At 41.1% G+C, this 24,166-nt stretch carries 15 protein-coding genes and 3 pseudogenes; 12 read left to right on the top strand and 6 right to left on the bottom strand.

Annotation, left to right across the window (positions count from 1 at the left end; translation table 11 throughout):
• Nucleotides 1–27: 27 nt before the first annotated feature.
• From KTR07_RS28400 to KTR07_RS11260, 8 genes are all read left to right on the top strand, one after another.
• On the top strand, nt 28–1,062 hold the full coding sequence (locus KTR07_RS28400) for a hypothetical protein (RefSeq protein WP_008766281.1): 1,035 nt from the start codon (nt 28–30) through the stop codon (nt 1,060–1,062).
• A gap of 71 nt (nt 1,063–1,133) precedes the next feature.
• Nucleotides 1,134–2,750: a toprim domain-containing protein gene (locus KTR07_RS11290; RefSeq protein WP_008766280.1), complete on the top strand. Its 1,617-nt coding sequence runs from the start codon at nt 1,134–1,136 to the stop codon at nt 2,748–2,750.
• Between the two features lie 910 nt (nt 2,751–3,660).
• Nucleotides 3,661–6,531 (top strand): TonB-dependent receptor, encoded by a 2,871-nt coding sequence (locus KTR07_RS11285; RefSeq protein WP_004311273.1) that lies wholly within the window; start codon nt 3,661–3,663, stop codon nt 6,529–6,531.
• Nucleotides 6,532–6,544: 13 nt separating this feature from the next.
• The gene (locus tag KTR07_RS11280) at nt 6,545–7,816 is read left to right on the top strand and encodes a DUF4876 domain-containing protein (protein ID WP_004312956.1); all 1,272 of its coding nucleotides are present in this window, start codon (nt 6,545–6,547) and stop codon (nt 7,814–7,816) included.
• A gap of 23 nt (nt 7,817–7,839) precedes the next feature.
• On the top strand, nt 7,840–9,402 hold the full coding sequence (locus KTR07_RS11275; protein WP_117981426.1) for a DUF6850 family outer membrane beta-barrel protein: 1,563 nt from the start codon (nt 7,840–7,842) through the stop codon (nt 9,400–9,402).
• Nucleotides 9,403–9,432: 30 nt separating this feature from the next.
• The gene (locus tag KTR07_RS11270) at nt 9,433–11,607 is read left to right on the top strand and encodes a HEAT repeat domain-containing protein (protein ID WP_005651733.1); all 2,175 of its coding nucleotides are present in this window, start codon (nt 9,433–9,435) and stop codon (nt 11,605–11,607) included.
• A gap of 6 nt (nt 11,608–11,613) precedes the next feature.
• The gene (locus KTR07_RS11265) at nt 11,614–13,815 is read left to right on the top strand and encodes a HEAT repeat domain-containing protein (protein WP_011108060.1); all 2,202 of its coding nucleotides are present in this window, start codon (nt 11,614–11,616) and stop codon (nt 13,813–13,815) included.
• A 2-nt stretch (nt 13,816–13,817) separates the two neighbouring features.
• Nucleotides 13,818–16,010 carry a hypothetical protein gene (locus KTR07_RS11260; protein WP_004311265.1) on the top strand — a complete coding sequence of 731 codons (2,193 nt, stop codon included), beginning with the start codon at nt 13,818–13,820 and terminating at the stop codon, nt 16,008–16,010.
• A gap of 3 nt (nt 16,011–16,013) precedes the next feature.
• Here the strand turns inward: KTR07_RS11260 and KTR07_RS11255 are convergent.
• Nucleotides 16,014–16,187 (bottom strand): annotated as a pseudogene (locus KTR07_RS11255) (transposase); the annotation flags it as partial.
• 232 nt (nt 16,188–16,419) lie between these two features.
• On the opposite strand from KTR07_RS11255, the pseudogene KTR07_RS11250 reads away from it, so the two are divergent.
• Nucleotides 16,420–17,109, top strand: a pseudogene (locus KTR07_RS11250) (transposase); the annotation flags it as partial.
• Here the strand turns inward: KTR07_RS11250 and KTR07_RS11245 are convergent.
• Complete coding sequence (locus KTR07_RS11245; protein WP_371737210.1) at nt 17,094–17,657, bottom strand: TaqI-like C-terminal specificity domain-containing protein; 564 nt, start codon at nt 17,655–17,657, stop codon at nt 17,094–17,096. The pseudogene KTR07_RS11250 and the gene KTR07_RS11245 overlap by 16 nt on opposite strands.
• Before the next feature lie 179 nt (nt 17,658–17,836).
• Between KTR07_RS11245 and KTR07_RS11240 the strand changes: the two genes are divergently transcribed.
• On the top strand, nt 17,837–19,099 hold the full coding sequence (locus KTR07_RS11240; protein ID WP_371737208.1) for an Eco57I restriction-modification methylase domain-containing protein: 1,263 nt from the start codon (nt 17,837–17,839) through the stop codon (nt 19,097–19,099).
• Here KTR07_RS11240 and KTR07_RS11235 read toward each other — a convergent pair.
• A pseudogene (locus KTR07_RS11235) lies at nt 19,056–20,627 on the bottom strand (class I SAM-dependent DNA methyltransferase); the annotation flags it as partial. The gene KTR07_RS11240 and the pseudogene KTR07_RS11235 overlap by 44 nt on opposite strands.
• 195 nt (nt 20,628–20,822) lie before the next feature.
• A complete protein-coding gene (locus KTR07_RS11230) occupies nt 20,823–20,990 on the bottom strand; it encodes a hypothetical protein (protein ID WP_004311262.1) in 168 nt (55 codons plus the stop codon).
• A 298-nt stretch (nt 20,991–21,288) separates the two neighbouring features.
• Between KTR07_RS11230 and KTR07_RS11225 the strand changes: the two genes are divergently transcribed.
• Together KTR07_RS11225 and KTR07_RS11220 are read left to right on the top strand one after the other, a co-directional pair.
• Nucleotides 21,289–21,492 carry a helix-turn-helix domain-containing protein gene (locus tag KTR07_RS11225; protein WP_032849094.1) on the top strand — a complete coding sequence of 68 codons (204 nt, stop codon included), beginning with the start codon at nt 21,289–21,291 and terminating at the stop codon, nt 21,490–21,492.
• 12 nt (nt 21,493–21,504) lie between these two features.
• Nucleotides 21,505–21,798 (top strand): helix-turn-helix domain-containing protein, encoded by a 294-nt coding sequence (locus KTR07_RS11220; RefSeq protein WP_004311261.1) that lies wholly within the window; start codon nt 21,505–21,507, stop codon nt 21,796–21,798.
• A gap of 64 nt (nt 21,799–21,862) precedes the next feature.
• Here KTR07_RS11220 and KTR07_RS11215 read toward each other — a convergent pair whose 3' ends face one another.
• Together KTR07_RS11215 and KTR07_RS11210 are read right to left on the bottom strand one after the other, a co-directional pair.
• On the bottom strand, nt 21,863–23,074 hold the full coding sequence (locus KTR07_RS11215) for a site-specific integrase (RefSeq protein WP_004311260.1): 1,212 nt from the start codon (nt 23,072–23,074) through the stop codon (nt 21,863–21,865).
• Nucleotides 23,075–23,093: 19 nt separating this feature from the next.
• Nucleotides 23,094–24,166: site-specific integrase (locus KTR07_RS11210; protein WP_217315409.1), on the bottom strand; the 1,073-nt coding region annotated here is incomplete at its 5' end.

Raw genomic sequence — 24,166 nt, 5'->3', positions numbered from 1 at the left:
TTCTGGCAACAAAAACGAAGATATAAAATGAAAGATCAAAAAGAACTACTGAAGAAATGTCTGGTAAACGATATTCCAGCCATTGTTTTCCAGGGAAGCGACAGCTGTGCTGTAGAAATTCTGCAAGCAGCGGAAAACATTTATAGGAAGAACGGTTGCAGTCCGGAGTTTTTGATAGATTTCCATGAAAATGTAGTGGAAAATTTCAGAGCATACCAACTGGAAAACTCTATAGCAACCAAGCTCCCAGATCTGACAACAAGTGAAAAAGAAGCGTTCTACATTCTTCAGGAGAAAGAAGAGGCCTATTTCCCTATTCATATAAAAGATTTTGAACAACACTTAAAAGATTACGGATTTACCAGAACCTATGAGAATACAACATCTTATGGCAAGTATCTTTTATTAAAGGAAAAAGACTATATAGGTATCACAGGAAATAACGGAAACTATGATTTTGCCATTAATTATAGCAAAGAAAGCAATCAGATAAGCTACTTCGTTTTTTCTGACGATCCGAATTATCCGGAACGAATAGGAGACTACAACAGTCTGAAAACATGCTTTTCTGACATAATGTCCAGACACCCGTTAAAAGAAGAAAAGAACGAACTATTTACAGTAATAGAAAACTACCATCAAATGGGATACGATGATATATCCCAAGCCCTGACACAATATGCATCAGCCATAGACAACTTTTGTAACAATGCCCAATCAAAATACATAATTGAAGGTGTTTCCATATGTAAAACAGACAGCAGGCAACTAAAAGGAAATATAACAATTACCCAAAAAGGAAATATACCGGTCAGTCAGATTACAGATTTCCAGATAAAAGATAAATCCACCGGTAAAACAGAACCTCTAAACATAGGCAGTATTAATCTGGAAAAGCAGTCTCCGGAAACAATCAAGAAACTGCTGTCCGGCCACAAAGTCGAAATGACCAATAAGTCCGGCGGAAATAGTCTTGTATCTCTGAATAAGACGGTGACGGGGTGGGGGTTATCCATTGCAAAACAAATCGCCAACTCTACAGATTCGTCAGCAGAAATATAGAATAAAAAAAGTTTTTCTCCCTTTTTTCCCTATCAGTTCAAAAAAATGTGTAATTTTAAATTTTAAAAGATATGAAAATGGATTACGATGAATGCAGGGCCAAAATATCAATCATAGACATAGCAGAGGATCTCGGATATACACGTATATCGGGCAGACAAGCAACGAACTTGACCTATGTTCTTGGCACCCCCAAAAATCCAGAAGACGAAATAGTCATCTTTCCTAAAAAGAACACCTATTTCTCAAGGAAAGGCAGCTTTGACGATAAGGGAGAGCTGACCAAGTTCGTCCTTAAAAGATTGCATATGTTCTCTTATTGCACTCAGCAGGGATATAGGGGAGTCAATGAAGTTCTTTCAAGATATATGACTGGCGAAAGAATTGTCACCGGAAACGTACAAAGCCGTACAAAAGACCACACCCAGAACTACATTAAGGAATTCAATTTGAATTATTGGAATCCTCGTCCTATCAAAAAGGATAATCCATATTTGACCGTCCAAAGGAAGCTCTCTCCACAGACTGTGGAGGATTTCGCCAATAGACTGTTCATCTACCAGGTAGGAAAAAACAATCATATCGGCTTTCCATTCCGCAAACCCTCCCAGATGGAAATCCTTAACTTTGAAATGAGGAACTATTTTGCAGAGACCAATACCAATTATAAAGCCTTTGCCACGGGTGGTGACAAGGCACAAAGCTGTTGGATGGCCAATTTTGTTCCTTTTGACAAGGTTACAGACATATATCTCTTTGAATCCGCTATTGACGCAATGAGTTTCTACGAAATAAACCATTATACTAAAGAAACCACATGCGCATTCATAAGCACGGGGGGATATGTCACCAAATCCCAAATAGAGAATATAAGCCGTATATTCCCATCTGATAAGGTAAAGTGGAATTGTTGCTATGACAATGATGCCAGCGGTAATGGTTTTGACATCACCACAGCATATTATCTCAAAGGTGAGGAATGTAAAGCTTTTGCAAGGACCAACACTGGAGACACATATAAGACCATCTATTTAAGTTTCCCGGATGGAAACACACAGACCTTCAAAGAAGATGCATTTTCCTCCGGCGAGTATCTTAAACAACATAGTATAGACAATGTAAATATCATCAAACCTTCACGGTACAAAGATTGGAATGAGCTTCTTGTCTATTACAAAAGATTTGATTTGAACCTGGGTCCAGGAATGAAATTCATCCCGGCTATCGAAAAGACCATATCCCAACTGAATCTAAGAGGATATGAACAATTGGCCAATAGTATCAGTTCTTCCACAAAAGAACTGGTGGATTCTCTGCTTGAGCAAGCCAATTACTGCATTTCCGCACCTCTTGCCGAGAGCGGCGCTTATACTCTTATGGTAGACTGTAATATCTTCATGGGGCTGGACACGATGGTACCGGTACCAAGCAACTTATATGTTATAGAAAAGTGCACGCAAAAAAAGATATCGGCACATGCCATAAATGAATTTCTTAAAAAAGAATATATAAACATTTTTAGAGACATGAGTTCATCCGATTTCAAAAATTTTCTAGAGAAAGACATCCTAACTTATACAAAGGGTGCTGTAGAAAAGAATTTTGAGAAAGTGATATTGACTTTCGGATGGAGCCTTAAACCTTCAATTCTAAAAAAAAAGAGTTTTGACTTAGAACATGGTATATAGCATAACAATACAGCATGATACCATAATAGTAGCTGTTTCAAGCAGACATGTTGTCACAATTCCTGCCAGGTTTAATGGAATGATTCTCGGGCTTTGGAACTTGATACAGATTTTCGTTGCCTACTGTAATGAGAATCCGAATTGGGTGAGTAATGTCCGGTCACTGTGGGGTGACCGATTCAAATAGGGACAGGTATGGAACGGATGCCTATTCATGCCCCTATTATAGCTGACACATGGACTTTTATACATTCTTGCACTTTTTAAGTGGGTAAAAAAGTACTATTTGTATTTTATACAAAAAATTGTTTGCTTAATGAAATGGAACATACATTGCCAATGATATTTAATACCTATATATAGGTATTAGATGCGTTTTTATACCAAAAAAATGGTATTTTTATAATCTTTTGTAATATCTAATTTTGCGTCCTAAAATAGATCTTTTATCGAAGAGAGATACAGTTTCCTTATATTTGAACTGGGGCTTCTGTAAAGTGCGATAAATATGAGGCTGGAACGGAGCTATCAGAAGAATTTTGGAGAAAATCCGTTTTTTAACTTAGTTAGATCTATCAATGAAAATATAAGTATTTATCTGCGTTGTATTAAGATATAGCATATCAGAACTACAACCATCCCGTTTTTTATTTAGATTTGCAGTTTGCTTTTAATCACTCAAGATCCGTATTACTATGTATGGAACTTAAATAAAGTACTAATATATATTGGATTTTCCTAAATATAATGCAGTTGCTATATTGTTAGACAACAGACGGTTGAGGTCTGTGAGATTATGCAACGGCACCAACAAAAACAACATGTATTTTTAATAATTTTAGTTTTGTTACACACAATGGTTTGTTTTAATTTAAAATTTACATATAATTTTGCATTATTAATAAATATGATGTTACTTATGAAAAAAGGTATTTTGGGGTGTAATATTATATACTTGTTTATACTTATTTGCATAGGAATTGCCCTCCCTATCAAATCGCAAAACAATTACAAAGTAAAACTTACAGGCACTGTTTATGAGTACGACCACAACAACAAGCGTTTGCCTTTAGAATTTGCAGCTGTGTCTATTCCTGAAATTGCACTAGGGACAACCTCTGATGAAAATGGTAGATACATACTGGAAAACGTACCTACTGGTAAAATTCGTATGCAAATTCAATATTTGGGCAAAGTCTCCATTGACACCTTAATAAATGTAAATAAGGATTTGGTTCTTAATTTTACAATGAGGAATGAGGATTTTAAGTTGAAAGAAGTTACAGTAACTGCAACCAACAGCCGTTCAGGCAAATCCACATCTTCTCACATTTCCCGCTCTGCTATGGACCATATGCAAGCGACCAGTTTATATGATGTAATGTCATTGATGCCAGGTGGAATTTCACAGAATCAAGATATGAGTTCGGCACAACAGATTAACATCCGTCAAGTTTCCAGTTCCAGTGGTCCGGAAGCTCCGATGAATGCTATGGGCACCGCAATAATTCGTGATGGTGCCCCCATCTCAAATAATGCTAATCTATCTGCGATGAGCCCTACGGTATTAAGTGGTACGGAAACACCCGCTTCATTGGCCGGAGGTGCCTCGCCGGCTGGTGGAACCGATGTTCGTAGTATTTCTACTGAAAATATAGAGTCTATACAAATCGTTCGTGGTATCCCTTCTGTTGAATATGGTGATCTGACCTCAGGAGCAGTAATTATTAATACAAAAGCTGGTCGTGAGCCGCTACGTGTCAAAGCAAAAGCCAATCCCAATATCTATCAGGTGTCTATGGGAACCGGTTTTGAACTTGGAAAAAAGAAAGGCGCTTTAAATGTAAGTGCAGATTATGCTTATAATACGAATAATCCAATATCCAGTTACCAGCACTATCAGCGTGCCACAACAAAGTTGCTCTATTCAAATACTTTCTTTAATAATAAGTTACGTACCAATTCCAGCTTTGATTTTATTTATGGTAAGGATCAACGTGAACGTAATCCTGATGATGAACAAACTAAAACAGCTTCGGAAGGCCGCGATATAGGTTTTACTTTGAATACCAATGGTACATGGAATATAAATAAGGGCTGGTTAAAAACACTACGCTATGTATTGTCAGGTACGTATATGGATAAAGACAGTTATTATGAAACCGTATACAGTTCTGCTACATCTCCTTATTCCATGACCACTACAAACGGTGCGGTACTTAGTAACTTTGCAGGTCAGCATATCTATGATGCCAATGGTAATCAAATTACTAATTTTGGACCGGAAGACATAAATCATTATGCTGTTTATCTACCAAGCAGCTATTTGGGACACTATGAGATCGATAGTCGTGAAGTTAATTTGTTTGCTAAAGTGACGAGTTCTCTATTCAAGGCGAGCGGTCATGTAAACAACCGCATCTTGATTGGTGCGGATTTCCGGAGTGACGGTAACGTTGGTAAAGGAAAAACTTATGACCCAAGTACTCCTCCTTATCGTAGTCAATACGGTCATAATTCATCTTTCCGTCCACGTAACTATAAGGATATTCCTTTCATTAACCAATTTGGTGCATATGTGGAAGATAATTTCAAATGGTCCATAAGCGGTACGCATGATTTGAACATTCAGGCTGGTGTGCGTTATGATCATACCTCAGTAGTAGGAGGCATTTTCTCGCCACGTGTAAATGCATCCATTGATTTGATTCCGAATCTATTAAGTCTTCAGGGAGGTTACGGTATTGCTGCAAAGATGCCTTCTCTTCTCTATTTATATCCAGAAAATGCATATTTTGAATATATCAATATAAATGAGCTTACCAATGAAAATATTCCGGAAAGCCAGCGCTTGTTTATGACTACCACAGAAGTTCGGCAAGTAGATAACTCAGATTTGAAGATTGCCCAAAATCATAAAGCAGAAGTCGGTTTTAATTTACGAGTGGGTAAAACCAATCTGAATGTAATAGCTTATAAGGAGCGTCTGAAGGATGGTTATGTAATGAGCCAAACCTTCAACACCTTCAATACATTTATCTACAATGAATACCAGCGCACAGAAAACGGGATAGAGCTTAGTAGTAGCCTACCGGTATTGTCTACTTATGCAAAACCAACTAATAATTTAAATATAGAAACTAAAGGTTTAGAATTTGATTTGAATATCGGACGTATTGATGCTATCCGTACGGCCTTCCAAATAAATGGCTCATGGATGCGTACTAAGAGTTGGCGTCAGGGTTATAGCTTCTATGACAATAGCGAAGATGCTGCTTCAGCCCGTAAACCGGTGGCCATTTATTCTCAAGAAGGCAATGCAAGTTACAAACAACAATTTGTAACGACTTTACGTGCCACTCACAATATCCCGCGTATCGGTTTTGTTGTTACGATGACAGCACAAGCTATTTGGCAGCAGTCTAATTGGAATACATTTGGAAACGATTCTATACCTGTGGGCTATTTAGCATTGGAAGATGCGTCTGTAAATATGTTTCCCAAGGGGAAATATACCACTACCCAGCAAGTAAAGGATGCAGGATATGGATATATGTTGAATAATGTAAGTCATAATAATGCTATAAAAGAATCATACAGTCCTTATTTTTGTTTTAACTTGAATGTAACTAAAGAAATTAGCAATATGCTACGTGTTTCTTTCTTTGCCAACAATATGTTCAGAAGTTATCCGCGCAGAGAATCCAAACGTAATCCGGGTTCATATATTCAATTGAATAACCGATTTTTCTTTGGGCTGGAATTATCACTCACTTTATAATGTTTAGGAAGTTATGAAAAAATATTTAATATATTTGTTTACATTGGCAAGTACCCTTTTGATAGGATGCGATTCGTTCAGGGACATGTCTGGCACAGCAGAAGTGAATCCTATCACAGTGGATGTATATTTGGATATTACCGTTGAAAATATATCCACACTGAAAGATCTGACTGTAAAGTTCGACAATTACGATGAAGATTTACATTATGTAAAAGAAGTAACTGATAATAGTGTGAAAGTTGACGGAATTATCCCCGGAATTTATTCGGTAACAGTATCCGGTACAGCGATCGATACAGAAAACAATGAATACTACATCAATGGCAATTCTGTAAATGCGGCATTATTTAAGCATGGTAGCGCATTGAATATTGAAGTACAAGGGCTTAAAGTGAGCCCATTAATATTCAAGGAGATTTATTATTGCGGTAGCCGTCCGGAAAAAGGAGGAGTCTATTTCCGAGACCAGTTCTATGAGATATACAATAACTCTGCTGACATTTTGTATTTGGACGGTATTTATTTCGCAAATTTAACTCCGGGTACAGCTACCACTAAATTACCTATTTGGCCGGAAGCGGACGGTAATAATTATGCATATGGAGAACGTGTGTGGAAATTTCCAGGAAATGGAACCGAATATCCGTTAGCGCCAGGTGAATCTTGCATCATTTCTCAATTTGCCGCTAACCATCAGTTGGACATCTATAACCCTCAAAGTCCTATAGACGGCAGTAGTTCTGAGTTTGAGTTTAATATGAATAATCCAAACTTCCCTGACCAGGCAGCTTATGATATGCAACATGTTTTCTACCAAGGAAAAGCAGAGATGGGAAGTATACCACAATATTTGACATCCGTATTCGGAGGTGCTTATGTGATTTTTCGTGTTCCTGAAGGAGAAGCTTGGGATCCGGTCAACGATGAAAATATGAAGACAACAGATCTTAGCAAACCGAACAGCAATGTTTATTATGCAAAAATACCTATTAAATATGTATTGGATGCTGTTGAAGCAGTAAACAATGAGTCAAAGATGAATGCAAAACGTGTCCCCGGTGTACTTGATGCAGGTATTACTTGGGTAGGAGCTACTTATTGCGGTTTAGGTATTGCTCGCAAATTGTCCACAGACGAAGAAGGTAATCCTATTATTCGCGAAGAAACAGGTACATATATATATCAGGATACAAACAACAGTACGGATGACTTTGAACGTGGCGTTGTTCCTGTAATGCGTCGTAATGGAGCAAAAATGCCTTCATGGAATCACACATTGTAATAATTAACTAAAAAGACAGAACAATGAAAAAACAATATATGAACTATATGAAAAGCTGCCTGCTGGTAATGATAGCCTGCCTTGTAAGTATGGTGGGAGCGGCACAGGGCTTCTCTCCCGCCGCTATGGAACAATTGAAAACAAGACGACTATGGTCTCATTCACAGAATGCTGCCGGTATGCCATTCGATGATATTCAGAATTATTCGAATGTTATATTGGGATATGACTTACAGGACGGAAACTATTGCCGTCCGCAAGAGGGGCAGAAAGAGGCTATCGTAGGTGTATCCAGTGAAGGCTTTATCAATCTGAAAAATGCATATGTGTGGGGAGCATTTAATTTTGCACAAAAAAATCTGACAGATGCCGGATATAACGCCTCCATTGCCGATCCATTCAGGGGAATGCCTTACTATGTCGCAGACCAGCACTTAAGCAAATGGAGAAATCAATATTACGATCTGAAGTTTCGTGCAGCTACTCCTTTACTTGGTAATCATTGGGCATTGGGGTTGGAAGGTAATTATGTAGCTACATTAGCTGCCAAACAGCGCGACCCGCGTGTGGATACCCGTTTTTATACGCTGGGACTGACGCCGGGGATTACTTACAAGTTGAATAATTCACACAAGTTTGGTGCAAGTTTCAAGTATAGTTCTATCAAGGAAGACTCAAGAATGAGTAATGTCAACTCTTATGTGGATCAGGACTATTATATATTATACGGTTTGGGAACAGCCATAAAAGGAATAGGCAGCGGTGTAACCAGCAATTATATTGGAGACCGTTTCGGTGGAGCTCTCCAGTACAACTTCAGTATGCCCTCTTTCAATTTACTGCTTGAGGGCAGTTACGATGTAAAAGCGGAAACTGTTCAGCAGAACTATACGACTCCTAAAAAAATAGCCGGTGTAAAAGATAAAACTGCTCATGTTTCTTTAACGATGATTCAGGAAGGAAAGGACTATACCAATTATATGAGAACCACATATACAAATCGTAACATCGATGGTATTCAGTATATTTCTCAACGCGATAACTCTGAATCACAAAGTGGCTGGGTGGAATTATATAATAACATCCGTTCTACGTACAAGGCACAAACCGCTTCTCTTAATTATGCATTAAGCAGAAACCGCGGGAATGAATATAGTTGGAAAGCAGAATTAAATGTGAATTATACCAAGCAAGACGATGAATATTTAATGCCTAATTCTGTACAGAATGCAGAAAATTTATCTTTAGGCTTAGGTGGCAAAAAAAATTTTGTTTTAGGCAATAGTTTGAATCGCAGGCTTTTAATAGATGTTCATGTTGCGTATAACAATAATCTGGGAGGTGAATATGTATATGGTGGCAGCCATGCAGACTATCCAACTGTAACCGAATTACAACAAGGGCTGACTAATTATTATACCTGTGATTACTATCGTATTGGCGGGTCGATAACGTATTCGCAACAAGTCAGAGAAAACAGACGTATGAACTTATTTGCAAAAGTTGTATTCGATCGTGTAAATACCTCTGACTATGATTATGATGGGCGTACTCATTTATCGATAAGTTTAGAATGTAATTTTTAATGCTACATAACGAAATCTATATTACAAAACATGCGTAAATTAATAACTGGAAGTTTGATGCTCTGCAGCATATTATCTCTGCGGGCACAGACATTTGTTAAACCGGCTGTGAAAGTAAAGGACACCTCTTTTGCTGTAATTACAGATAAAGGGACATTTCAGGCTTGTGAAGCCGAGCTTAAAGCCTATCAGGAGATTCTAGGAATGGAAGGGTTGCCTACGTTCATCGTATACAATGAATGGAATAAACCGGAAGATGTAAAGAAAGTTATTGTTAAGCTCTACAAAAAGGATAAATTGGAAGGAGTGGTATTTGTCGGTGATATCCCTATTCCAATGCTCCGCAAAGCCCAGCATATGACTTCCGCTTTTAAAATGGATGAGAAAAACAATGACTGGAGAGATTCTTCAGTGCCCAGCGACCGTTTCTACGATGATTTCGACCTACAATTCGATTTTTTGAAACAGGACAGTGTCGAAAATAATTTCTTCTATTATAATTTGGCTATAAAATCTCCACAGCAAATTCGGTGTGACATATATTCTGCACGTGTCAAAGCTGTTGATAACGGCGAAGAACCGCATGCGCAAATCAGCCGCTATTTTAAAAAAGTGGTGGCTGAGCACCAGATAAACAATAAATTAGACCAATTCTTCTCCTATACAGGTGATGGCTCTTACTCTAACTCATTGACTGCATGGACACCGGAAACCTTTACTATTCGCGAACAAATGCCGGGCGTATTCGATAAAGAGGGACGGGCCCGTTTCATCCGTTATAATTTCAGCGATTATCCCAAGGACGATGTCATTAATATGCTGAAACGCACAGATCTGGACTTGTCTATTTTTCATGAGCATGGTATGCCCGAACGTCAATATCTTTCCGGTAGTCCCGCTACTAATAGGTGGAATGCTCATGTAGATGCAATGAAGTACTATTATCGTGGTTTAGCGCGTAGAAAGCAAAACAACAAAAAGTCTTTCGACGAAATGCTGGATATGATGAAAAACACATACGGTTTGGACACTACTTGGATTGCAGGCTATGATGATCCCAAAGTAATTGCAGAAGATTCTTTACTAGACCTGCGCACCGGTATTATCCTGTCGGAAGTTACAGAGTTTAAGCCTAATAGCCGTATGGTAATTTTCGATGCATGCTATAATGGTGATTTCCGGGAAAAAGATTACATTGCCGGACGTTATATCATGTCGGAAGGAAAATGCGTAACTACTTTTGCCAATTCAGTCAATGTACTGCAAGATAAAATGGCAAACGAGATGCTCGGCCTGTTAGGTATGGGAGCACGAGTGGGGCAATGGGCTAAATTGACGAATATTCTCGAATCGCACATTACCGGTGACCCTACTCTACGTTTTCAATCTATCAATGAGGTAGATGCCAATGCTTTGTTCAAAGAACCATATAGCGAGTCCCGCATGTTGGAGTTATTACAGTCGCCCTATGCCGACATACAGAATTTTGCTTTGCACAACCTTTATCGCAATGACTATCCGGGTATTTCTGATTTATTAAGAAAAACTTTTGAAACTTCCTCGTTCATGATGGTACGTTTCACCTGCTTGGCATTGCTTGAGAAGATTAGTGACAAAAACTTCCGGGAAGTCTTACACTTGGCCATTACGGATTCCTATGAATTTATTCGTCGCACCTCTGTTCGTATGATGCAACATGTGGGACTGAACGAGTATGTTTATCCGCAAATCAAAGCCTATGTAGAAGACAACCTATCCGAGCGTGTGGCATTTAATGTGAGTTTGGGGCTTCAAGTCTTTGATCAGGCAGCCGTACAGGCGGCAATTGATAAAGTAATGGCTGAGACCTATGTGTTGCAAGACAAGGAGGAGATGCGTAAGGTTTTGGAGAATGCCAATAATAGTCGTAGCATGCAAAAAGAGTTATTAAGCAAAGAAACTTCCGAACGTTGGCGCATCCTTTATTGCAATTCTCTGAAAAATCATATGGCACATGCCTGTGTAGACGGCCTCTTGGCTTTACTTACCGACTCCAGTGAAAGTGAAAAGCTAAAAACCTGTTTATTGGAGGCTTTTGCTTGGTTCACTCATTCTTATCGGAAGCCTGACATCCTTCGGGTATGCGATCAACTGAGAAAAGATAAGAGCTTATCCGAGAACCTTCGTGAAGAAGCCGACCGTACATATTACAGACTTAAAAATTAATTGGCCATGATTAAAAAAATAATATATCTGGCATTTCTTTTGCCATTGGCAGGAAATGCACAAACAACAGTCATAAAGCCATTGGTCAAACAACCTACCGCTTTTGCTATCATAACAGATAACCAAACTTATGCAAATACCAAAGATGCCATGCATCAGTACAAAACTGCGGTTGAAGATGATGGTTTGGCAACTTATCTGATCAGCGGTGACTGGCAAAATCCAGATCAAGTCAAACAGATAATCATCAAAACATATCAAGAATGCCCTTCATTGGAAGGTCTGGTTTTAATCGGCGATGTGCCTGTCGCATTGGTACGTAATGCGCAACACATGACTACTGCATTCAAAATGAATGAGAAAGCCTTTCCTTGGGATCAGTCTTCCGTACCTACCGACCGCTTTTATGATGATCTGAACTTAAAGTTTGAGTTCATCAGGCAAGACTCAGTAAATCATCAGCATTTCTACTACAAATTGACAGAAGACAGTCCCCAGCGGCTAAATCCTACTTTCTATTCAGCTCGTATCAAGTATCCGGAAAAAAAGGAAGGGGATAAATATGCGGCCATTGCCTCATATCTGAAGAAAGCTGCTGCTGCCAAGGCAGATAAGCATAATCAATTAGATCGGGTATTCTCATTCAATGGTGCTTCTTACAATTCCGATTGCCTGATTGTATGGATGGATGACGAAAAAGCTTATATGGAGAACTTTCCATTAGCTTTTGGTCGTCAAATGGGATTCAAACATTGGAACTTCCGAATGAAACACCCTATGAAATATAAGTTATTCAGCGAATTGCAACGAAAGGACCTTGACTTATTTATGTTTCATGAACATGGAATGCCAACAGGGCAGCTTATTAATGATGAATTGGCATGCACTGATTTCAATAATCGTTATAAAATGTTGAAGAGTACACTTTATAATGCAGTCATGTCCCATGTTGGAAAACGTGACAAAGACACCTTACGTATTCAGATGCAGGAAAAACGACAAGTGAATGAGGTGTTTTTTAAAGACCTGGACAATCCTAAGTTCTGGGAAGCAGACTCTCTTCACTACGCTGATGAACGTATCGTAACGGAAGATTTAATGAAGAGAAATCTTTCCACTAATCCGAAGATGATAATGTTTGATGCGTGCTACAACGGTTCTTTTCACGAAAACGACTATATAGCAGGACAATATATCTTTAATGACGGTCAGACATTAGTAGCACAAGGAAATACCCGTAACGTATTGCAAGACCGCTGGACTATTGAAATGATTGGTTTGTTGTCCCATGGTGTACGAGCCGGGCAATACAATAAGCTAATCGCATCACTTGAAGGTCATTTGTTTGGTGATCCCACTTTCCGTTTTGCTCCTATCGAAGCCAATACTTTAAGTACCGATATAACAATACACAAAGATGACAAAGCCTATTGGAAGAATTTGTTAAACAGCCCATACGCTGATGTACAAAGTTTGGCCATGCGTATGCTGGCTGACGCCGATACCCAAAAGGAATTATCTCCGTTGCTCCTGAAGAAGTACCGGGAAAGTGGCTTCAATACGGTTCGTATGGAAGCTATCAAGTTGTTGAGCCGTTATCAGGACGACAACTTCATCGAAGCATTACGCGAAGGTTTGAACGATACTTATGAAATGGTAGCTCGCCAAAGTGCCATTTATGCTGGATTTGTAGGTGACGATTCCTTATTGCCCGCTATTGTGGAAGCATTGGTCGAACATAATGAACGCTTACGCGTACAAATGAGTGCCAACAAGGCTTTAAGCCTTTATCCGAAAGAGAAAGTAGAAAAGACAATAGAAGACTTTTATGCAAAAGTTGACCGTTTGAATGAAAACGAAGAGAAAAAACGATTACTAAGAAGCCTGGAAAGAATGTTTGTACAAGAGGCAAAAGTCCATCAGACCTTGATGGATGTAGCTGCACCGGAAGCAAAACGTATCAGTGCAATCCGCAATGTGCGTAACTATACATTCCATTTCCACGTGGATGATTATTTGAATGTAATTCGTGATGCCGGTAATCCACAGGAAGTACGTGTAGTAATGGCCGAAGCATTAGGTTGGTTTACTAATTCTGTACAACGGCCACACATTCTTGAAGAAATAAAGAAGATGCAACAAACAGCCAATCTTCCGGAAGATTTAAAAGCAGAGCTTGAACAGACAATCAAAAGATTAAGTTTATAAATATGAATAAATACATCCTTTTGGCAATTACCGCTTTGTGCTTACAGGATATGCAGGCGCAAACAGTTGTACATCCTAGTATAAAAACAAAGACTACTTTTGCAATTGTAGTCGATCAGAAAAGTTATGATGAAGCGAAAAGTGAAATTGATGCTTATCGTACCAGTATAGAAAAAGAAGGTTTAGGTACTTACTTGCTAATTGATGATTGGAAAAGGCCCGAACCTATTCGTGAGCAACTTGTCAAATTGCATGAGAATGAGAAAACGCCTTTGGAGGGTTGCGTATTTATAGGTGACATCCCTATTCCAATGATTCGTGATGCACATCATCTATCTTCGGCTTTCAAAAGGTCTCCCAAAGCCAATTGGCAGAAATCAAGCGTTCCTTCCGACCGTTATTATGATGACTTCGGATTAAAATTTGATTATATTAAACAAGACAGTTTGATACCTGACTATCATTATATGACATTGCGTGCTGATTCTAAACAGTATATTTCACCGGATATTTATTCGGCCCGTATCCGTCCATTACATTTAGAAGGTGAGAACCGTTATCAGATGCTACGCGATTACTTAAAAAAGGCAGTTGCCGAAAAAGCAAAGCAAAATGCATTTGACCAACTGACTATGGCCCGTGGCCATGGTTACAATTCTGAAGATCCTTTGGCATGGAGCGGTGAGCAAATAGCCTTACGTGAGCAATTGCCGCAAATATTCAAATCGGGTAATACAGTGAAGTTCTATGATTTTAACATGCGCTATCCGATGAAACCATTATACTTGAACGAGATTCAGCGCGAAGGATTAGATGTCATGCTATTCCATCACCACGGTGGCCCCACCATGCAGTATATCAATGGCTATGAAAATGGTTCCGGTATTAATTTGAGTATTGAGAATGCCAAAATATTCTTGCGAAGCAAAGTGCCTTCATACGCCAAGAAACATGGGCGTGAAGCTGCTATCAAAGAATATGCCAAGCAGTATGGGGTGCCTGAAAGTTGGTGTGCGGAAGCTTTCGATGAGGAGAAAATAAAATCGGATTCCATTGTAAACCGTAATATGGATATCTATACTGAAGATATTCGTCTTTTGACTCCTAATGCGCGTTTTATATTGTTCGATGCTTGTTTCAACGGTTCTTTCCATTTGGATGACAACATTGTAGGCTCTTATATATTCAATAAGGGTAAGACCATTGCTACTATGGGATGTACGGTTAACACCATTCAAGATAAATGGCCGGATGAATTTCTCGGCTTGTTAGCTGCCGGTATGCGCATCGGGCAGTTCACTCGTTTTACCTGCTTCTTGGAAAATCATCTGATCGGTGACCCGACTTTTCACTTCACCAATAATGCCGGGCTGGATATGGACATCAACCAAGCTTTAGTTGCGCAGGAAGGAAATGTTACATTCTGGAAAAAACAGCTGAATTCCCCTATGGCTGACATGCAGGCAATGGCGCTCCGTCAATTGTCAATGGCAAATTATAGTGGTCTCGTTGAGTTGCTGAAGAAAAGTTACCACGAATCGAACTATTTCGTTGTGCGGTTGGAAGCATTACGCCTATTAGCTTTGAACTATCCGACAGAGGTTGCCGATGTATTGCAGACAGCCATGAACGACAGTTATGAACTGATCCGTCGTTATGCGGTGGAATACGTTGAAAAGAATTGCAATCCGGAATTGTTGCCGGCATGGATAGAAAGCTATTTATTACGCGGACATGAAAACCGCCATCGTTTCAGAATTTTTAGTGCTATCAACACGTTCGACCATGATATGGCTTTGAATGAATTGAAGAAACAGGCTGCCGATTGGTCTTTCTACGATTCTTCCTATGTGAATGAATTGTTAGAATACCTTCCTCGCCAAAAGAAAGGACTTGAAAGAGATTTTGCACTTATTGACAGTCCGGAAAGTACTACCAAACAGATACAAAGCGAAATAAGTAGGTTCCGAAATAAACCTATTGCTAAAGCTATTGAGCCATTACTGAACATTATAAAAAATGAAAGCCAAGAAGAAGAACTTCGCATATTGGCTGCTGAAACATTAGGCTGGTATAATTTATACTATAATAAAGCAGATATAATCAAAGAACTTAACACATTTAGAACTTCCAATCAAAAGCTAATGAACGAAGTTACCAAAACAATTAATAGGCTGAAAAGTCAAAATAGGTAGAATCATCCAAACGATGAGATAGACCGGATCCAAAGGGCGGTTCTGCCATTCCTGAGCAGCCTGGTTGACTTTGTTCGTGATGATGGAAATAGCTGATGTGGACAGTTCTATCTCATAGATTTCACGCATCTCCTCTTCTATGTCTGACACGCTCATTCCTTTGGCATATAGGGAGATAACAAGTTTTTCTTTAATATTATCGACACTATACAGGGACATTCAGTAAATGTCTATAGTATAACTCCTCAACCAGTTCCAGACACCAATCATTAAAACAGGGATATTCCTAAAATAATAAAATTTAAGGCAACTAATTCATTGCGAGTTAGTTGCCTTTTTTGTATCTTTAAGCATTCCCCCCAAAAAAAGGTTTGACGGCCAAAACGGGGGTAATCTAAAATAAAAACACATGGTAAAGATACAAAAAATCTCAGAAATCGAACCTCGTTTAGGTTTTACCGAGTTCGATATGCTAAAAAAATATCGTCAAAGTTTTGCAACGAGTGAATTAGGTCGCCTCCATGCTCTGTTTCCTTTCTCGGAACTGGCCCGACAAATGCATTTGAAGTCCTCTGCTTTGGGTCGTAAAAGTTATTTTTCTCCCGAAGGTAAAATAGCCTTGATGGTCTTGAAGTCCTATACCAACTTTTCCGATGCACAACTGATTGAGCATTTAAACGGTAATATTCATTACCAGTTGTTTTGTGGTGTTCAGATTGATCCGCTTCATCCACTAACCAATCCTAAAATCGTTAGTGCAATTCGTCAGGAACTAGCGCATCGCCTTGACGTTGAGCCCCTCCAGCTCATTCTTGCCGAGCATTGGAAACCTTATCTTGAGAACCTTCATGTCTGTATGACCGATGCCACCTGTTATGAAAGTCATCTGCGTTTTCCTACTGATACCAAACTCTTATGGGAAGGTATTGTATGGCTTCATCGTCATCTGTGCAAACATTGCCAGACCTTGCACATACAACGTCCCCGTAACAAGTATCTTGATGTACGCCGTGCCTATCTTGCTTATAGCAAACTGCGTAAACGCAGGAAATCACAGACTCGTATGATTACACGAAGGTTACTTCAGTTATTGGAAAAGTTCAATACTGCCAACAGATAATCCAAATGATCGCCTGTCATAATATAACAGGCATTGTTCATTACATAATTGTTGGCATCATATGCAAAAGCCATTTGGTTTCCGATTATTTTCCATACAATTTTTGGCTTAGAAAAATCCTCCCAATAACTGATGCTATCTTGTGTTTCAAACCACTCGTTACTAGTTTTCTTTCGGGCTTTTATTTTTTTGCCATTAACAATATGAGTTTCTCCTGTTTGTTCTAAACGCTCTATGCCAATTGACAGAAGATAATTTTTCACCGCAGGATAACTTTCTATATCATAATGCCGCGAAGGAAATGTGGCTATAATCCACAAGTCCGCCCATTCATATTCATATCTCTTGATATCCCTGCCACGAAGAATCGGTCGTATAAGTTCAGCCGTCCGAACACGTTCATCTTCTGTTTGACAATTCGCTAGTATCTCATCACGCTTTTCGGTAGAAATGATAAAAGCATCATTGAAACCAGTTTTTATCCCATAGTTGATTTGGATGTTCCAATCCTTCAAGGGTATTCCCACAGACTCAATCTTCTGCTTGATGCTCTGTTCAATGGGAGACAATATCACCCATGGGATAGAATCTGCAAAGTTACACTTCACGCCTTGTTGCTGCACGAAATCGCTGGAATTGTACCACCCGTATAGAACTATACAACCATATTGACAATATAGTCGAAGCTAATGAACTAATTAACAGTTTGCGACTGTGTGATCCAGCTGTTGGTTCGGGTCACTTTCTTGTGTCTGCTCTCAATGAACTGATACTCTTGAAATACGAATTAGGTATTTTGGTAGATGCTACCGGTAAGCGTATCCGCAAAGCGGACTATCAACTTGCCATTGAAAATGACGAGCTGATTGTTACCGATACCGAAGGTAATTTATTTGCTTACAACCCACTCAATGCGGAAAGTCGCCGCATGCAGGAAACTCTTTTCAAGGAGAAGCGTCAAATCATTGAGAACTGTTTATTTGGCGTTGATATTAACCCCAACTCTGTGAAGATTTGCCGCCTACGACTGTGGATTGAATTGTTGAAGAATGCTTACTATACGGCTGAAAGTAATTACACTTATTTAGAAACCTTACCAAATATCGACATTAACATCAAATGTGGAAATTCTTTGCTTCACCGATTCGCTTTGACAGACAGTATTCAGACCGTACTGCGAGAGTCTAGTATCAGCATCAGCCAATATAAGGAGGCTGTAGCTAAATATAAAAATGCCCAAAGTAAAAGCGAAAAGCAGGATTTGGAAACGTTTATAACAGAAATCAAGTCGAAACTGAAAACAGAGATCAACCGCCGGGATGCACGATTGGTTAGATTGAACAAACGCCGCTCTGAGTTGGCAAACTTACAAGCGCCTCAACTGTTTGAACCGACAAAAAAGGAAAAGAAAGCGTCGGACAAGCGCATTGCCGATTTAAAGAAAGAAATTGCGACTTTAGAAAATATATTTGAGGAAATACGCTCCAACAAAATTTATCTTGGTGCATTCGAATGGCGTATAGAGTTTCCAGAAGTACTCGATGCCGAAGGCAACTTCTTGGGATTTGACTGTATCATTGGCAATCCACCTTACATTCAGTTACAATCTATGGGTAAGAGTGCCGATGTATTAGAATGCATGGGTTACATAACTTATGCACGCACTGGTGATATTTACTGCCTCTTCTATGAGTTGGGTATGAACCTGCTTACTCCCAATGGTTTTCTTTGCTATATCACGTCTAATAAATGGATGCGTGCAGGGTATGGTGAAGCCTTGCGAGGTTATTTCGCAAGCAAGACCAATCCTATTATGTTGGTAGATTTTGCAGGTATAAAAATATTCGATGCAATAACGGTAGAAGCAAATATTCTTTTATCTCAAAAAGCAGCAAATATTTTTAACACACAAGCTTGTTTGGTACAAGATTCGAATGGCTTGAATAATTTGAGCCATAATAACCATTAAACTTTTGCAACACGGTCTTGGTGATTGCTTCACGGCACATGAACATAGTGATAAAGCCTGGAGTGAATACTGAACCATCCTTGTGACCATTTATTTTCTCGAATATAAGCCCTAAAACAGAAGCATTGATGAGTGTTTTAGCCTCTTCTTGCACTTCTTCACTGCCTTCGCTCGCAAAGTTATAAGCGTCGAGAAAAGCAAACAAATATTGCAGGGTGGGTAATGCGTTGACTTGTAGATTGCGTTTTTTATTTCGTAATACGCTACTCGCCAAGACAGGAAGTACCGTACGTTGTGAAAGGCTGTTTATCTTAATTGTTTTACTTTCCAAATCTGTCACCTCGAAAAGAGAACTGTTAAGATAGGGAACGTAAGCAAAATCACGCATAATGGAGTGTGTGCGGCTGCCCATGTCACGTGCAAGCACTTGGAAAAAGAGTGTGTTGAGATCATCATAGTCATGAATCTTAGTTATTGAAAGAAATTTATAGATTGCATCTCCATTGTGGTATTTCAACATCTGAGCCTCCAACAGTTTCAAGAAAAGGATACGATTCATCCAAGTAATACACAATTCCATTGCAACATTGAATAACCGTTCCTCATAATCATTCCCATACAAACTACCATTTATGTGACGCAAACAATCTTCTGCATCCAGTTGGTTAATAGTATTCTCTAGTAATGAAGCCTCGTCACGCCGTTCCACAGCTTTGCGTACAATCACGGTTTTATTATTCTCTTTGCGTTCCTCAATACCAATAATGTGTAGCAGCTCAGTGTAGAATCCACGGTTGAGCGAATTGCTGTCATTTTGGAACGATAGCTTCAAAAGATGTGTATCGCTGAATATCTTATAAAGTTCGATAAGTTTGCGTGAAGCGCTACTGTCTGTTCTATCAAGCAGGTGTTGATAGTCTTGTAAGTTGAAGTAAGTGTATTCAAGGCTATCTTTCACCTCCTCAATATAGGTTGTTGCAATTTCAGTATAGAAGAAATCGGTTTTGTTACTGGTTTTGCGTCCATCCACAAAGTCTTGAAACTCACGACGTAATTGTTTGTTCTGATAGAATTTGCGTTCAAACTCATGGGCATCAAAAATAAAGAATTCATGAATATTAGTAGCGATGAGATATTTAATATCATTGTTCTTCTTATTGACACGTTCTTTAAGATAGTATAGCAATAATTCCTGCAAAGCCTTACGATTAAGATTGTCATTAGAAATCATCTCACCTTTGTTGGTGGTACTCTTTACTTCAATCAATAACCCTATATTGGACTTGATAGTTTTATCCAATCGGATAGCCAAATCAATATCTTCTTCGGGAGCCATGTAGTATGGCTTGTAGAACGTTTCACTCAGAAAATTACGTAAATGTTCTTTTTGCGTGTGTTCTCTTTGCCCATCCACAATATTGTCTCTCAATGTGCGAAGGGCATTTTTGAATAAGTCAAAATCTGTTGTTTCAATCGCAACCTGTCTATATGCTTTGTTCAAAACTTGATTCGGTTTGAGTAGTCCCATAATGTTTGGTAAATGAGTTAATAAAATACAAAGGTAGTCTAAAAACTTGATAATAAAGAATGAACGTATTGGTTTAACGAAAGTTTGTTCTACTGCCAGCCATTATCAACAAACAATAGCAGCAGTAGATTTGACATGATTCTACTTATTATATTGTAATAGCCAGCCAAAGTAATCTTTTCACATCCGGATCTATCACAGGTTGGATAAGTTGTTAACCTGAAGGTAACCGACCTGATGGTATAGGAACAGGAAGAAGTCTGTAATCATGGCATTTACCCGGATAGAGAAGCCACATTTTTTATTGCCGGACTTCCGGCATTGCCTCATCCATGTGTGAAAAGGAGTTTTTTCTTTCACCACAACGTTCCTTTCACATACCCAAAGGGGGTAGTGGATCCAGACCTGCTTCGGCTTTCTTTTTCCTTCCCATATGACAAAAACCGACTATCCATGACTATTCCTGCCAGTGTGCCGGTCGTGCTTGCCTCTCATGGTTTCTTCCCTTATATTCGCACTGATATTTAAACGAGTTGAAAATATGGAAATATGCTACATCGAGGCCGGTGTCCTTGAGAGGATGCTGGCGCGCGCCGAGAACCTGTCCGCACGTGTGGACAGATTGTATGAGAGAAACCGCTGTAAGGAACCCGGAGAGTGACTGGACGGCCAGGATGTCTGCCTGCGCCTTGACATCTCGCCGCGTACCCTGCAGACTCTCCGCGATACCGGACGGCTGGCGTTCACCCGCCTCCAGCGCAAGTTCTATTACAAGCCCGGGGATGTGGAGAAGTTGATGGTCTACGTCGGCATCAGACGCAAGGAGAAGGAGGTGAGAGAAAGAAGGAAGAACGGAAACCTTTAAAGAGCGGAAGAGATGGAAGGCATTATCGACAAGGAGAACGAACGTGTCCGCAGGTTCTTTGCCCTGCTGGACGACATGGAGAAAAAAGTGGAACGTCTTGCCCGTGACAACCGTCCTCCCTTCAACGGGGAACGGTTCCTGACCGACAGGGAGCTTTCCGGGATGTTGAAGATCAGCCGCAGGTGCCTGCAGGATTACAGGGACCAAGGACGGATTCCCTATATCCAGCTTGGCGGGAAGATCCTGTACAGGCAGTCGGACATCGAGAGGCTGCTGGAGGAGAACTATCACCCTGCATTGGTATAATATCGTATTTAAGTTTAAGGATTGTCGCCGGAATTGCATTTACGATTCCGGCGGCAGTTTTTATTTAGCCTGCGGCTTCCTTGCCGGCCGCGGGCTTTCTTCTTTCCATCAGCCGGTTCATGTCCGAGGATATCTTCCGGTCGGTGACCTGGGCGTAGACCTGCGTGCTGTCGATGTTCGTGTGGCCCATCATCCTGGCGATGCTCTCTATCGGAATACCTGCGGTCAGTGTCAGGGTCCCGAACGAATGCCGGGCCATGTGGTAGGACAGGTTCTCTTTCATGCCTAATGCCACGCCCATTCCATGTACCTCATACCAGAGGACGTCGCGGACCGGCAGCGGGAATACCGGCCTGTCGTCATCCGTGGTGTTGTAAAGCTCCAGTATCTGTCCGGCTATGGGATGCAGCGGGATGAACGCCTCCACGTCCGTTTTGGCGCGGCGGATGCGGATATACCTTCTTCCTTCCGAAGTCGTTCCGATGTGACGGGGATGGAGAGCCCTCGTATCCGCGTAGGCCAGACCGGTCAGCGAGGAGAAGATGAACGTCCTGCGTGCCAGCTCCATCATCGGGTCGGGCAGCGGGGTTTCCATCATCCGCTTCAGTTCACTGCGGCTGATATGCCTTAGTTTAGGTGTTTCTTTCCTCTCGTATGCCACGTCCTCTATCGGATTGGCTCTTAGTATTTCCCGGTCCACGGCGATGTAGATGAGCCGGTTGAGCCAGCACAGGCAGTGGTTCACGTGTCCGTTCCTGTGTCCCAGTTCCTTCTTGAGAAAGACCTTGAACGATTCGGCGAACTCCTCGGTGATGTCCGAAAAGGCGATGTCCTTCATCCCGCGGGATTCGATGAACTGCCTGAGGTTGAGCTGGGTGGTCTTCGACTGGCGGTAGGTGGAAGTGGAGTTGATCTCCTTGGAGCGGACCCTGAGCCGTTCGCGTTCCACCTCTCCGGCCTGCAGGAGGTATTCCGGTACGGAATTGGCGCCTGACACGGTGGTCTTGAGCAGTTCGGCCGTGACCACTCCCTGGTTCCTCAGCAGGTTCCCGTACGCCTCTTCCAACCGGCTGCGGAAGGCGGCAAGGCGGTTGTTCTCCCTGGCTGTTTTGATTTCACACTTCTTGCTGTCCCAGTCCCCGGGTTTGCAATAGACGCCTGTCGTGACTGCCGATTTCTTTCCGTCGATGCTGATCCGGCAGAGGACGGCGGTCGTGCCGTCCGATTTCACCTTGTTACGGTTGATGTAGAATAAGAGCTTGAATGTACTGCGCATGATAATGATTGTTTAGGGATTAAAGGATAAGTTTCAAATCGCGGGTTGCCTCGACGAACCTGTCCATGTCCTCGAACAGCTTCTTCGGGGTTACGCGCGCGTATATCTGGGTGGTCTTTATGTTGGAGTGTCCCAGCATTTTGCAGATGGTCTCTATCGGCACTCCCTCCTCGAGCGTGACCAGCGAGGCGAAAGAATGCCGTCCCATGTGGTAGACAAGGTCCTGGCTCAGCCCTGCCATCAGGCGCAGGGATTTCATATTGGCCCTGAGCGTGTGGTAGTCCTGCGGCGGGAAAAGAGTCTCGCGGGTATCGTCCCGGTATTTCTCAATCAACGCGACGGCTTCCGGAAGCAGCTTGACACGTCCGAGGTAGTCGGTTTTCTTTCGCTGGTATTTCAGCCAGAGGCTGCCCTCGTCATCCCGGAAGAGGTTCTTCCGGGTGATGCTTACCGCATCGGCATAGGCGGTGCCGGTGTAACAGGCGAAGAGGAAGAGGTCCCGGGTGATGACATGTGACCTGCGTTTTTCCGGTATCTCCAGATCACGCAGCTTCTCGAAATTCTCACGGCTGAGTGCTTTCGGTGTTGTCTCCTTCTGCTTGGGCAGCTTGAAGTGGCAGAAATGGTATTTCTCCGAGTGGCCCTCCTTGTAGGCGATGCGGCAGATCTTTTTCAAGATGGCCAGGTAGCCGCGAAGCGTGTCCACGGCATATCCCTTTTCCAGAAGGATGAAATCCTGATAGTCGCGGATGAACTGCTCGTTGAGCTGCCCGAAGACAAGGTCCGGAACCTTGAATTTCGCCTTGATGAATTCGGAAAGCGTGCGGTAGGTGAAGAGGTAGGTCGAGAGTGTGGTGGGCGCACGGTCCACACCGACACGGGCCTTCATTTCCCCGTTATGCCGGTCGAGAAGTTTGAGCAGGGTCATCTGCATGCCCGCATTGCCCTGGAACATGTCCCTGACCGCGGCGGCATCGAAATCCCTTTTTCTTTCCATGAGGGAATTGAAGGCCGAGTGTACGGCAAGCAGCAGTCTTTCTATTTTTTCATTGGTCTCCACCGCTTCCCGGCTCTTGCCGTTCAGCCGGCTCT

The sequence above is a fragment of the Bacteroides sp. MSK.20.82 genome (genome assembly GCF_019052485.1).
In the GTDB taxonomy this organism is placed as follows: Bacteria; Bacteroidota; Bacteroidia; order Bacteroidales; family Bacteroidaceae; genus Bacteroides; species Bacteroides thetaiotaomicron.
This window is presented reverse-complemented; position numbering and strand designations above follow the sequence as displayed.

What these genes read in the sequence shown, in the direction of transcription:
- KTR07_RS28400 (WP_008766281.1), top strand. Translation starts at nt 28, where the DNA reads ATGAAAGATCAAAAAGAACTACTGAAGAAATGTCTGGTAAACGATATT.
- KTR07_RS11290 (WP_008766280.1), top strand. Translation starts at nt 1,134, where the DNA reads ATGAAAATGGATTACGATGAATGCAGGGCCAAAATATCAATCATAGAC.
- KTR07_RS11285 (WP_004311273.1), top strand. Translation starts at nt 3,661, where the DNA reads ATGTTACTTATGAAAAAAGGTATTTTGGGGTGTAATATTATATACTTG.
- KTR07_RS11280 (WP_004312956.1), top strand. Translation starts at nt 6,545, where the DNA reads ATGAAAAAATATTTAATATATTTGTTTACATTGGCAAGTACCCTTTTG.
- KTR07_RS11275 (WP_117981426.1), top strand. Translation starts at nt 7,840, where the DNA reads ATGAAAAAACAATATATGAACTATATGAAAAGCTGCCTGCTGGTAATG.
- KTR07_RS11270 (WP_005651733.1), top strand. Translation starts at nt 9,433, where the DNA reads ATGCGTAAATTAATAACTGGAAGTTTGATGCTCTGCAGCATATTATCT.
- KTR07_RS11265 (WP_011108060.1), top strand. Translation starts at nt 11,614, where the DNA reads ATGATTAAAAAAATAATATATCTGGCATTTCTTTTGCCATTGGCAGGA.
- KTR07_RS11260 (WP_004311265.1), top strand. Translation starts at nt 13,818, where the DNA reads ATGAATAAATACATCCTTTTGGCAATTACCGCTTTGTGCTTACAGGAT.
- KTR07_RS11220 (WP_004311261.1), top strand. Translation starts at nt 21,505, where the DNA reads ATGGAAGGCATTATCGACAAGGAGAACGAACGTGTCCGCAGGTTCTTT.
- KTR07_RS11215 (WP_004311260.1), bottom strand. Translation starts at nt 23,074, where the DNA reads ATGCGCAGTACATTCAAGCTCTTATTCTACATCAACCGTAACAAGGTG.